The following is a 10,746-nucleotide window of genomic DNA, read 5'->3' as shown; positions in this document are numbered from 1 at the left end:
GACAGGGGCCGGGCCGGGCCGGCTGGATCGGCCGGCGGGCTGGACCGGCCGGTCAGGCCTGGCCGGCCCGGCAGGCTGGACCGGACCGGACCGGCAGGCCGGTCGCTTGCGGCGGTCGGGTCAGGCTCGACGCATCCGCAGGGCCTCGACCGCGAGTGACTCGCTCGGGTAGCGGCCGATCTCCTGCGCCCATGCCGGGTCGTCACCGCGCAGCGCGAGGAAGTCGTTGCGCTGTCGGCAGACGTACCCGAGGACGGCGGTGCCGGTCGCGACCTCGGCGAAGTCGGCACGGATGTGCCGGATGCTGACCTTCGCGTTGCGTCGGAGGGTGTCCAACAGGAGCTCGTCGCTCATGCTCGTCCCGGTGGCGGCGGCGAGCTCCACGAGGCGGCGCGCGTCACCGGTGGAGCTGGTCTGCGTGGCGTCGATGGGCTCGATCACGGTGTACCCCGTTCGGTGTGGTTCGTTCAGTGCTGACGTCCCGCGGTGAGCGGAACGAGAACGACCATATCCGGGTGAATCCAACAGACTGCTGAGCGGGGCACCGATGTGGACAGTGCGGCAACCAAGGATCACCTGGGGGCGAGTTGTACCCCGGGATCAGCTCGCCTGCGAGAGGTCCCACACGGGCGGGACGTAGGCGCGGGACCATCCCTCGCGGAGACGCGTCACGGCTCGGTCGAAGGACTCGAGCAGGTCCATCTCCGGACGGACCATCGACTGCAGCTGCAGGCCCTCGTACGTCGCGATCAGCTGCTCGGCACCGCGAGCCGGCTCCATCGTGTGCGGTTCGCGGCCGACGGTGATGTCCTGCACGAGGGACTCCTGCACGAAGCTCTGGAACCGGCGCCACCGGCTGTGCAGCATCGGCGCGAGCGGGTGGTTCGGTGCCGCGGCGATGTTCAGCATCGCGGTGAGGAACCGCATGAGCGACGGGTCTTCGATGTTCTTCATGACGATCGCGCGGAGGAACCGGACCGTGCCCAGCTCGGCGGCGATCGGCATCAGCCCCGTCGTGCGCTGGTCGTTCCACCGGTCGATGCTCGCGAGGAGCAGGCCGTCCCAGCTCGGGAACGAGCCGGTCATCGTCTCGACGCTCATCGAGGCCTCCGCGGCGACGCGAGCGGGGGTGACCTCGTGCAGGGGCAGTTCGTGGAGCACGCGGATCATCGCATCGACGATCTGGGTGCGGGTGAAGACGTCGTCGTGCTGTGCGGAGTCCATGGTGGCGCTGGGCATGACAGCACCACACCACACGCGCGCGGCGGCGTGGTACCCCCACAACGAGCATCATGTCCCGTTCGCGAGACGGGCGCGGACCCCAGAACGGGGCGGCACGGTCGGACGGGAGGCGACGAGGAGGTGGGCCCCGTGGGGCTCGAACCCACGACCCTCGGATGAAGAGGGCGGTGGGCGTCCCGACCAGAGGTGGGCCCCGTGGGGCTCGAACCCACGACCCTCGGATGAAGAGGGCGGTGGGCGTCCCGACCAGAGGTGGGCCCCGTGGGGCTCGAACCCACGACCCTCGGATTAAAAGTGCGTCGAGGGGTATCGGCGGGCCGTGGCGGCGTGTGGAGTCGACGGTCGTGTTCCCCAGTGCTGGTGCGGGAATCAGCCGGTCTGGCGGGGGCGGAATTGGATCACATTGGAGTCGTCCGGAGCGGTGTCCTGCCCCACGTCTGCCCCACGCGCTGGGCGGCTGAGGGCGCTGAGCACGGACGCGCTGGGCGTCTCGGCGAGGTGCGCGTACCGCCGGGTGGTGAGGGGTGAGACGTGCCCCAGGAGCCGACCGACCTCCTCGAGCGGGACGCCGTCCTGGATGAGCCACGACGCGTACGTGTGACGGGCGTCGTGCAGGTGAACGTCGTCGAGGCCGGCGCGCTTGACGGCGGGGATCCAGATGCGGCGTCGGTAGTTGTGGTGGTCGAGCGGCGTCTCGTCCGTGCTCAGGAAGATGAATCCGGTGCGACGTCGGCCGACGAGCGGCTTCAGGTAGTCGAGCGTCCAGTCGGGCACGGGGACCGAGCGACGTCGTCGGCCCTTCGGGTACGCCTTGGGCTGCTTCAGCTTGTCGTCCCACGTCTCGGCGACGCGGAACACGGCGCCGGACCGGTCGAGGCGCTGCACGGTGGCGCCGGCGGCCTCGCCCCAGCGGAGGCCGGTGCCGAGGAGCATGGCGGCCATGCCGCGTGCGACGCCCTCGGGGACCTCGTCGAGGAGCCGGAACGCTTCAGCCTTCGTGAGGTACCGCTCGCGGGTGTTGTCGGCGTTCGCGAGACGGAGGCGGGCGGCAGGGTTCGCGGTGAGGATCTCGGCGTCGACGGCGGCGACGAGCGACGCCGACAGTAGCGCGACGCAGCGGTCACGGGTCGCCGGCGCCATCCCGACGAGCAGCTCCGCGGCCCAGGCCTTCACGTCGTGCCGGGTGATGTCGACGAGCGGCACGTCTCCCCAGCGGTCGTCGAGATGCGTCTTCCGCCGGGACTCGTCACGCAGCAGGGTCGACGGCTCAACGCCGCGGGTGGGCCACCACTCGGTCACCCAGTCACCCCAGGTGCGTGCGCCGGCGCGGGGGTCGCGCCAGCCGAGGGCTGCTGCGTCGACCTCGGCGGCGGCCGCGGCGTTCATGGCGGCCTTCTTGTGGTCGAAGGTGCCGGCGGATCGCTTGGACCCGTCGGGGAGCCGGTAGCCGCCGCGCCACCGTCCGGAGGGCAGCTTCTCGGTCCAGGCCATCAGGCGACCGCGGGGAGGCGGATCATGCCGCTCATGACGCCGTGCTGGAACACGCGGACGAGGTGGAGGGTGACGCCGAGCTCCTGAGCGATCGCGAGGGGGCTGGTGTTGACGCGCTCGGCGCGGGCGTAGTCGTCGGGGTGGATCAGCATGAGGGCGGCCTCTCGTTGGGCGCGGTGTTCCAGCGTGGGGTGACACGAACGATCGCGGTACTTCGCGTGGACGTACTCGTGGCACAGCGTCTCCGCCTCGAGCGCCAGGGTGAGGTTCGAGCGGACGACGATCAGGCGCTCGTCGTCGTAGTAGGCGCCGAGGCGGCCGGGCGGGAGGTCGGTGCGGTACTCGAGGCGGACCCCCAGGTCCTCGATTAGCGCGAAGACGTCCATGTGCCCCCCATCACGGCTGCTCCTGCTCGCGCTCCTGCTCCGTCTCGAAGGTGGGTCGATCGGAAGCGGCGAGTGCGTAGTCGTCGGCGTCGGTCGCCGATGAGCCCTCAGGTTGAGTGGTGCCGCCGACATTCGCAGCGTCGCGCTCGATCGCCTTGAAGAACTCCTGCGGGGTGGTGCCGATGAGCTCGCAGAACGCGGCGATGTCGTCGAGGCCGAACTCGTAGACGTCGTTGAGGCGGTCGCGGGTGTACTTCTCCGACTTGCCGATCTCGCGGGCGAAGGCGCGGCCGGAGATGCGCCGGTCGCCGATCTCACGGCGGAACGCGCGGGACACCGCGCGCGCGAGATCGGACGGTCCTTCGTAGGCAGGGCGAGGCATGACCGCAACGGTACGGGTTGAGGCGCAAATCGTCAAGACTGGACGCGTCCCGTCAATTACCGACGTTTTGAGGGACATGGCTTGCAGATGCGTCTCACATGACGCAATCTGTCGTCATGCTTCCGAACCCGACACCAAATGCACCAACCACGACTCTCAGCGGACTGGTTGCGTCGAATATCCGCGCGTACATGGCAGCTCAGCGTAAGACCACCGCGGAGCTCGCCCTCATCATCGGCCGCGACGTCCGCGCAGCGCAGCGCCGACGCAGCGGCGAGCAGCAGTTCAGCCTCGATGAGCTCGAAGCGATCTCGCGCTGGCTGAACGTCCCGCCGAACGCGCTCATGGCTCGCCTCGCGGCGGTGGCGTGATGGCCGAGTGGCTGACGCCGAAGCAGGCCGGCGAGCGGGTGCAGCGTCACTGGCGCACCATCACCGACGCCTGCCGGTCCGGTGAACTGCACGGCGAGCAGCGGGCCGTGAACACCTCCTGGCGGATCGAGGCCGCATGCCTCGACGCCTGGATGCGGGGAACCCTCTGCATCCACCGTCACTCGAACGTGACGCCGATCCGGCGCTCCGCCTGATCCTCCCTCTCTGATCTTCTGCCGCCCGGCTACCGACAGCCCGGCGGGATCACTTCTCTCACCCCGAAGGGGCAACGACATGTCGTTCCGTGCTACCTCCATGCCTGCAGCCGGCCGGAAGCTCGCCGCGCTGATCCACACCGACGAGCTGATCTACGACCGTGACGGCCACCTGTGGCGCGTCCACTCGGTCGCTCACGAGCACGACGAGGCCGTGCTGACCATCCGCAACGAGCTCGGTGAGCGGTCCATCGTGCAGGTGCCGCTGGACGCGACCGTGCCGGTGCCGGTGGTGCCGACGACGCCGGAGCAGCGTGCATTGCTGCGGGCGGCCCCGTGGTGGGGCCTCGCGTTCGTGATCGGGTTCGGCTCCTGGGTGGTGGCGGCGCCGCTGAACGGTGGGCTGCTGTTCCTGGTCGTCGTGCTGTGGCTGTGCGGTGCGTTCGCGCTGGTGACGCCGCTGAAGGTTGACCGGTGACCGGGGTCGACGCGGTCGTGGCGCACGTCGCGGAGCTGCTCGAGAGCTTCGGTGTCGCGGCGGGGTCGCGGGCTGAGGTGGAGACGTACCTGCGCGGTGCGCTGGTGCCCGCGCAGCCGACCCCAAGCGCCGAGCCGATGGTGCCCCTGCGTGCCGTCGTCGCCGTGCTGGACCACTACGACAACGGCGACGGAGAGTGCGAGCCCGAGGACAGGTGGCGGCTGTTCCGCGACATGCGGTCCCTGCTCGCGTCGGATCAGGTGCCCCCGCCCCCCGCTACACCGGAGACGGGCCGGTGACCGCCGTGAGGGTGCCGGCGAACCTGCAGGCAGCGCTGACGGACTACCCGCGATGCGACAAGCGGACCCGGCGCACGCCTGAGCACGTCGAGCGGTGTGCGAAGACGTCCGAGTGGGGCATCCGCTGTAACCACTGCGGCGCGACCGCGCTGGTGTGCGAAGAGCACGGCGCTGAGGTCGCGAACCTGCAGAAGCCGCAGGGGTGCTCGGCGTGCAACACGGTCGGGCTGGTGCCGCTGCGGTGGACGTTCTACCGGCTCCGGTGCAGCTCGTGATCGTCGTCGGGCTGGACCTGTCGCTGACGAGCACGGGCATCGCGGTCATCCGCGAAGGGCAGGTGGCCCTTGAGCGGATCGACGCTCCGGCATCGGATGACGCGCTGCAGTCGTGGCAGCGCATCGAGTCGACTGCCCAGCGGACGCTGCGGCAGGTGCCCGCGGGAGCGCTTGTCGTCCTCGAGGGACCGTCGTGGGGTTCCCGGTTCGGGAAGCCGGACGAACGGCACGCGCAGCGGTGGATGGTCCGTGGCCCGCTCCTGGCGTGCGGTCACGAGGTCGTCGTCGTGTCGCCCCGGACCCGCGCGAAGTACGCCGCGGACGACGGCAACGCCAAGAAGCGGGTGGTGCTCGCAACCATGCGGGCCCGCCATCCCGGGCTGACGATCCGGGATCACAACGTGGCCGATGCGCTCGCCCTCGCGGCGATGGGAGCGCGGTCCCTTGGCTCTCCGATCGACGGGGAGCCGAGCAAGCAGCAGACCGAGGCCATGGGCGCAGTGTCCTGGCCGACCAACGAAGGGAGAACGGCATGAGCGTGCAGACGAAGTTGCCGGCCGAGCTCAGTGCGCGTGCCGGGGCGTCGGACAAGGACCGACCGCGCTGGCTGTACGAGCGGGCGCACGGCGCCACGGCGACGCAGGTCCGGGACCTGCACCAGAAGGCGCACGGCTACCACGGCGTCACGGTCGAGGAGCTGATCGCGGAGAAGCTGCCGTTCCTGCTCGCCGAGACGGACGAGCAGATCGAGGCGGCCGCGGCGGGCGGATTCCAGGGGAACGCGTACACGGCGTGGGGCAACGAGCGGGAGCCGGTGATCGCCGAGCAGCTGCGGGAGTCCCACGGGATGCAGCCGGAGTCGCGCGTGTTCCGGTCGGTGGCGAACTCGCGGCACCTGGCTTCGCCGGACGGCGTGGCCGTACTCGAGAACGGCGAAGTCGTCGTGGCCGAGATCAAGACGTCGGGCAAGCCGGTGCCGGTCGGGTCCCAGGCATACGTCGAGAAGGGCTACGGCATCCAGCAGCAGTGGGTGATGGGCATCCTCGGCGCGAAACGGTCGCTCTACGCGTGGGAGCTGCGTGAGGGGCGGCCGGGCGAGTTCGAGTCCGGGCACCCGTTCGGCGTGGACGTCGAGTGGGTCGAGTTCGACGCGGACCTGTTCGCGGAGCTCGTCGTCCTCGCGGACCACTTCCTCGAGCGGCTCGACGCGGCCCTGGCGGCTGCTCGTGCTGGTGAGGGGCCGGTGATCGACGAGGAGCTGGACACGCTCGCCGTGAACTACCTCCGCGGCCTGGACCTCGAGAAGGAGGCGAAGGCGCTGAAGGAGCCGGCGTACCGGGCGATGTTCGACCGTCTGGACGCGGGGGAGGCGGTGGTGCAGGAGTCGCCGCTCGCTCGGGTGTCGTTCACGCCGGCCGTCGTCGAGGAGCGGCCGGTGTTCGGCATCGACCGGGTGGCGGCGGGGGCGGCTCGTCCGGTGGGGCTGTACGAGCGGCTGCAGCTGGCGGAGGACGACTTCGACCAGGCGGAGGCGGCGCTGAAGCGTGAGCGGCTCGCGGTGGAGGCGTTCGAGGCGGAGCACATCCGTCAGACCGGCGTGGAGCAGGTCGTCGTAAAGAAGGCAGCGCTGCGGGTCACCGCGGCCAAGGGCACGAAGGAGAAGGCAGCGTGACGAACGCAGTGGCAGCACTCCCGTCGACGGGAGACGAGACGAAGTGGACGGCGTCCGAGGCGGCGCTCGTCGAGGCGGCCGGTCTGGTGACGGGCCCGCCAGCAAATCGGCGGCTCGCGCCGCGTCCGGTGGTCGAGGCGTTCCTGATGCACGCGCAGCGGACCGGGCTGGACCCGATCGCGCGGCAGATCTACTGCATCGAGCGTGGCGGCAAGTGGGGCACGCAGGTGTCGATCGACGGTGCCCGACTCGTGGCGGAGCGGACGGGGCAGTACCGGGGGCAGACGGCGACGCAGTGGACGTCGGACGGTGTGACGTGGGTCGACGTGTGGCTCGCGGCGGAGGCTCCGAAGGCGGCTCGGGTGGGCGTGCACCGTGAGGGGTTCGTGGAGCCGCTGTACGCGGTGGCGACGATGGACGCGTACAACGCGGGCGGGCCGATGTGGCGGAAGATGCCGGCGCTGATGCTCGGGAAGTGCGCTGAGATGCTGGCGCTGCGGAAGGCGTTCCCGCAGGACCTGTCGGGGCTGTACTCGACGGAGGAGATGGACCAGGCGGACAGCCGTCAGCGTCCGCAGCAGCAGGCTCCGGCCGCTCAGGAGCAGCCGGCGCTCGTCGCCGAGGTGGTGGAGCCGCCGACGGACTGGTTCGCGGAGGCCGCGGCGGTGTCGTCGAAGGACGAGGCGAACGCGCTGTGGCGGCGGGTGCCGAAGGGTGAGCGGTCGGGTGAGCTGCAGGCGGCGATCGCTGCTCGTCTGGCGTCGTTGGCGGAGCCGGTGAAGGCGGCGGAGCCGGAGTGGGCGGAGCAGGAGCAGCCGACGACGGACTGGGCGACAGCGGAGGTCCCGCAGTCGGACGACGAGGTGGAGACGGTCGACGGGGTGCTCGAGGGCACGGAGGTCGACGCTCCGGCGCCGAGCAGCAGCGGGTACGACCGGTGAGCGCGGTGGATGTCGCGACGGGTGAGGTCGTGGAACGGCCGCCGCTGGACCCGCGGATCGCGAACGTCCTGGCCTCGGTCGGCATCCACCGGCCGGACCCGGATGACCGGCTGCACGTGGCCCTCGTGAACGCGGTTGGGCGGACGCTGCTCGGCGCGTACGGGGATCAGCTCGCGGCCATGCGCTTCGAGGTCGTCGCTGCGCTGCAGGCCGCTGGTGAGGCGTATGCGACTGCCAGGACGGACTACGAGGCGTACGTCGACCGGGAGACGGTGCGGTTGGTGGTGGGCGCGGACAAGGTCGCTCGGACGTTGGCGGAGCAGATGGCTCGCGCGTCGGACAAGGGGTACGAGCTGAAGCTCGCGTTCCTCCTCGCTGAGAAGCGGGACCAGTTCCTCCGGAAGCTGCTTGACGCGTTCGCGGCTGCCGGTGAGAACCACAGGACGTCGCGTGCGGATCAGCGGGCTGCTGACCGGATGCACGCGCAGGGATACACGGGAGCGAGCTGATGGCTGAGAACACGATGCTGGTGCGTCGCGGTGACGTGGTGCACGTCCGCGGCTGCGAGCGCACGAGGGGCGCGAACGTCGTCCCGGTGATCCACCCGTCCGAGGACATGCGGTTCTGCTCGCACTGCGGTGCGACGCCGACACCGAAGGTCATGGCGGGCGCGCTGAACGCTGGCGTGTACGGGAAGACGGTGTCGGTCCCGGAGTCCGGTCTCGACGCACCGTTCGAGGGTCGCGTGATCGCGCTTCACCATGAGGGGTCGATCACGGGACGCACGGTGACGACGTTCACGTTCGAGCCGCTGCTCGGCGGGCGAGCGCACGTCATCACGGTGGACTCCACGGTGCGGGTCGAGGTGCAGCGATGAGCGGCCACGACCTCTACGCAGATGACTTCCCGCCGCACGGGACGACGTCGGGTTACGCGGCGGGCTGCCACTCGGGTGGTGCGTGCCCGGGGAAGCTCGATCGCGGCCAGACGTGCGTGCAGGCGAATCAGCGGTACGCGTCCGACTGGGGCTACCGGAAGGCGGTGGACCGCGGCGAAGAGCTGACGGTCCTGACGGCGGAGTCGGTACCCGTGGACCCCGTGAAGAAGCGGGACCCGAAGCCGGTCGCTCGCAGGAAGCCGCCGGCGCCGACCGCGCCGGTCGAGGTTGTCGAGGAGCCGATGGTCGAGGCCGTCGAGCCGGCGCCAGAGGAGCAGCAGGTCCCCGAGGTGGTGGCCGAGCTGCCGCGGCCGCGCGGGCACCGGGTGCTGCAGGAATCGCTGCTGACGCTCACCGAGTCGATCGAGATGCAGCGCGGGGTGCTCGTCGTCATGGAGCGAGCGCTCCGCGCCACACGTCAGGAAGTCATCCAGCTCCGCAAGGAGCTCGAGGAGCAGGAGCAGGCATGAGCAACGAGGGAACTGTCGTCCGGGTCGACCCGGCGACGCTGATCGTGGCGGCGAACGTCCGGTCGAACACGAAGCTGACGAAGGAGTTCGTCGCGTCGGTGAAGCAGCACGGTGTGCTGGTGCCGATCACGGCGCAGGAGGCCGAGGACGGGCTCCGGGTGGTGGACGGGCAGCGTCGCACGCTCGCGGCGGTGGAGGCCGGCGTGCAGGAGGTACCGGTGTTCGTGGTGGCGCCGCTCGAGGACGCGGCTCGGATCGTCGACCAGGTCGTGGTGAACGAGCACCGTGCGGAGCTGGACGACGTCGAGCAGGTGCTGGCGATGAAGGAGCTCGAGCAGCTCGGCGTGAGCGCGGCGGCGATCGCGAGGCGCACCGGTACGGCGAAGAAAGTCGTCGACGGTGCACTCGCGGTCGGCGGTTCGACGGCTGCGACCACGGCCATGCGCGAGCAGCAGCTGTCGTTCGATTCTGCGATCGCGGTCGCGGAGTTCGACGACGACCCGGATGCGCAGGCCCGGGTCCTGCTGGCGAACGGATCGTCGTACGTCGTGGAGCGCGAGCGCGCAGCTCGAGCCCGCGCGAAGCTGACCGCGGAGCTCGAGGCGCAGGGTCTCACCGTCATCGACCCGCCGGCCTACGACGCCGTCGATGCTGTCCGGGCGTCTGACCTCTACACCGGGCCGAAGCGCTCGACTACGGTAGCTTCTCTCCCGCACGACGAGCTCGTGAAGCGAGCGGGTGACGGTCTCCGCGCCTACATCGTCTCGGGTTACAGCTCGGGGGAGCGCGCCCCCGAGGTGCAGTACGCCATCGTCGGCTGGAGGGAACGCGGGCTCTTCGTAGCGGAGTGGCGAGAGCGGCAAGTGCAGACCTCGGACCTGTCGCCCGAGGAGCAGGCCGCCAAGAAGGAGCAGCGGCGTCAGGACCGCGAGCGGACGAAGGCGTGGGACGTCGCGACGGGCGTTCGTGTGGCGTGGCTGCAAGAGCTCCTGCAGAAGCGCGGAAAGCCGGCGCCGGGCTGGGAGCTGCTGTCCGCGCGGCAGTCACTCGACGAGTCGTACGGCAACTACCCGTGGCCGATGGTGCTCACGCTCCTGCAGGCGGCGAAGTCGGACGGCGGGCTCGGGAAGTACGACGTCGTGAAGTACCTCGACGAGCACCCGACTCGTGCTCCGCAGGTCGCGCTCGCGCTGGCCCTTGGCTCGATCGAGGGCGCGCGGGACTTCGACCGGAAGGGATGGCAGTCGTCGCGCGTGAAGCCGTACCTCGAGCTGCTGGCGTCGTGGGGCTACGAGCTCTCCGACGTTGAGCGGCAGGTCACCGAAGCGGACCAGGTGGCCGCCGCGTGAGCGAGTTGGTCCGTTCGCCGCGGTCAGGTGTTCTCGTCGACGATCTCAGTGCCGTGGCTGCCAAGCGCTTCCTGCGCCTGCGCAAGCCAGCTGATCAGATGCTGAATCGACTCGTGCGTCTTGTCCATCGCGGCTCGCGCGTGAACGTCGACAACGTCGTCAGTGAGCTTCTCGGCTTCCTGGAGCGCCTTCACGGCGTTGTCGAGGTGGCGGCGGTTGATGCGGGACATGCCGTCAC

At 70.3% G+C, this 10,746-nt stretch carries 18 protein-coding genes; 12 read left to right on the top strand and 6 right to left on the bottom strand.

Features of this window, described 5'->3' with window-relative positions:
- Positions 1 to 120: 120 nt before the first annotated feature.
- The 5 genes from DEI95_RS13245 to DEI95_RS13225 all read right to left on the bottom strand — a co-directional run bounded on the left by DEI95_RS13245 (position 121) and on the right by DEI95_RS13225 (position 3,501).
- Complete coding sequence (locus tag DEI95_RS13245) at positions 121 to 441, bottom strand: hypothetical protein (RefSeq protein ID WP_111060549.1); 321 nt, start codon at positions 439 to 441, stop codon at positions 121 to 123.
- A gap of 159 nt (positions 442 to 600) precedes the next feature.
- A complete protein-coding gene (locus DEI95_RS13240; RefSeq protein ID WP_110824143.1) occupies positions 601 to 1,239 on the bottom strand; it encodes a TetR/AcrR family transcriptional regulator in 639 nt (212 codons plus the stop codon).
- A 372-nt stretch (positions 1,240 to 1,611) separates the two neighbouring features.
- The gene (locus DEI95_RS13235; RefSeq protein WP_111060548.1) at positions 1,612 to 2,733 is read right to left on the bottom strand and encodes a site-specific integrase; all 1,122 of its coding nucleotides are present in this window, start codon (positions 2,731 to 2,733) and stop codon (positions 1,612 to 1,614) included.
- Positions 2,733 to 3,119 (bottom strand): ImmA/IrrE family metallo-endopeptidase, encoded by a 387-nt coding sequence (locus tag DEI95_RS13230; protein ID WP_111060547.1) that lies wholly within the window; start codon positions 3,117 to 3,119, stop codon positions 2,733 to 2,735. The genes DEI95_RS13235 and DEI95_RS13230 overlap by 1 nt, the downstream gene beginning before the upstream one ends.
- 10 nt (positions 3,120 to 3,129) lie before the next feature.
- Positions 3,130 to 3,501 carry a hypothetical protein gene (locus tag DEI95_RS13225; protein WP_146243674.1) on the bottom strand — a complete coding sequence of 124 codons (372 nt, stop codon included), beginning with the start codon at positions 3,499 to 3,501 and terminating at the stop codon, positions 3,130 to 3,132.
- 98 nt (positions 3,502 to 3,599) lie between these two features.
- Between DEI95_RS13225 and DEI95_RS13220 the strand changes: the two genes are divergently transcribed.
- From DEI95_RS13220 to DEI95_RS13165, 12 genes are all read left to right on the top strand, one after another.
- Positions 3,600 to 3,872: a helix-turn-helix transcriptional regulator gene (locus DEI95_RS13220; protein WP_111060545.1), complete on the top strand. Its 273-nt coding sequence runs from the start codon at positions 3,600 to 3,602 to the stop codon at positions 3,870 to 3,872.
- On the top strand, positions 3,872 to 4,087 hold the full coding sequence (locus tag DEI95_RS13215; RefSeq protein ID WP_111060544.1) for a helix-turn-helix domain-containing protein: 216 nt from the start codon (positions 3,872 to 3,874) through the stop codon (positions 4,085 to 4,087). The genes DEI95_RS13220 and DEI95_RS13215 overlap by 1 nt, the downstream gene beginning before the upstream one ends.
- Before the next feature lie 79 nt (positions 4,088 to 4,166).
- Positions 4,167 to 4,565, top strand: coding sequence for a hypothetical protein (locus DEI95_RS13210; protein WP_146243673.1), 399 nt, complete (start codon positions 4,167 to 4,169; stop codon positions 4,563 to 4,565).
- On the top strand, positions 4,562 to 4,864 hold the full coding sequence (locus DEI95_RS13205) for a hypothetical protein (RefSeq protein WP_111060542.1): 303 nt from the start codon (positions 4,562 to 4,564) through the stop codon (positions 4,862 to 4,864). Before DEI95_RS13210 ends, DEI95_RS13205 begins: the two co-directional genes overlap by 4 nt.
- Entirely contained in the window at positions 4,861 to 5,139 is a 279-nt protein-coding gene (locus DEI95_RS13200) for a hypothetical protein (RefSeq protein ID WP_111060541.1), read from the top strand. The genes DEI95_RS13205 and DEI95_RS13200 overlap by 4 nt, the downstream gene beginning before the upstream one ends.
- Entirely contained in the window at positions 5,127 to 5,675 is a 549-nt protein-coding gene (locus DEI95_RS13195) for a hypothetical protein (protein ID WP_111060540.1), read from the top strand. Before DEI95_RS13200 ends, DEI95_RS13195 begins: the two co-directional genes overlap by 13 nt.
- Positions 5,672 to 6,811: a YqaJ viral recombinase family protein gene (locus DEI95_RS13190; RefSeq protein WP_111060539.1), complete on the top strand. Its 1,140-nt coding sequence runs from the start codon at positions 5,672 to 5,674 to the stop codon at positions 6,809 to 6,811. The genes DEI95_RS13195 and DEI95_RS13190 overlap by 4 nt, the downstream gene beginning before the upstream one ends.
- Positions 6,808 to 7,752, top strand: coding sequence for a phage recombination protein Bet (bet, locus tag DEI95_RS16865; RefSeq protein ID WP_220036659.1), 945 nt, complete (start codon positions 6,808 to 6,810; stop codon positions 7,750 to 7,752). Before DEI95_RS13190 ends, bet begins: the two co-directional genes overlap by 4 nt.
- Before the next feature lie 116 nt (positions 7,753 to 7,868).
- Entirely contained in the window at positions 7,869 to 8,261 is a 393-nt protein-coding gene (locus DEI95_RS13180) for a hypothetical protein (protein ID WP_146243671.1), read from the top strand.
- Positions 8,261 to 8,629: a hypothetical protein gene (locus DEI95_RS13175; RefSeq protein ID WP_111060537.1), complete on the top strand. Its 369-nt coding sequence runs from the start codon at positions 8,261 to 8,263 to the stop codon at positions 8,627 to 8,629. The genes DEI95_RS13180 and DEI95_RS13175 overlap by 1 nt, the downstream gene beginning before the upstream one ends.
- Entirely contained in the window at positions 8,626 to 9,159 is a 534-nt protein-coding gene (locus DEI95_RS13170) for a hypothetical protein (RefSeq protein ID WP_111060536.1), read from the top strand. Before DEI95_RS13175 ends, DEI95_RS13170 begins: the two co-directional genes overlap by 4 nt.
- On the top strand, positions 9,156 to 10,508 hold the full coding sequence (locus DEI95_RS13165; protein WP_111060535.1) for a ParB N-terminal domain-containing protein: 1,353 nt from the start codon (positions 9,156 to 9,158) through the stop codon (positions 10,506 to 10,508). The genes DEI95_RS13170 and DEI95_RS13165 overlap by 4 nt, the downstream gene beginning before the upstream one ends.
- Before the next feature lie 23 nt (positions 10,509 to 10,531).
- On the opposite strand, the gene DEI95_RS13160 is transcribed toward DEI95_RS13165, so the two are convergent.
- On the bottom strand, positions 10,532 to 10,738 hold the full coding sequence (locus DEI95_RS13160) for a hypothetical protein (protein WP_111060534.1): 207 nt from the start codon (positions 10,736 to 10,738) through the stop codon (positions 10,532 to 10,534).
- Between the last annotated feature and the right edge of the window lie 8 nt (positions 10,739 to 10,746).

This window comes from Curtobacterium sp. MCBD17_008 (genome assembly GCF_003234475.1).
GTDB lineage: Bacteria > Actinomycetota > Actinomycetes > Actinomycetales > Microbacteriaceae > Curtobacterium.
The sequence above is the reverse complement of the archived record's forward strand: the minus strand, read 5'-3'. Positions and strand labels throughout refer to the sequence as shown.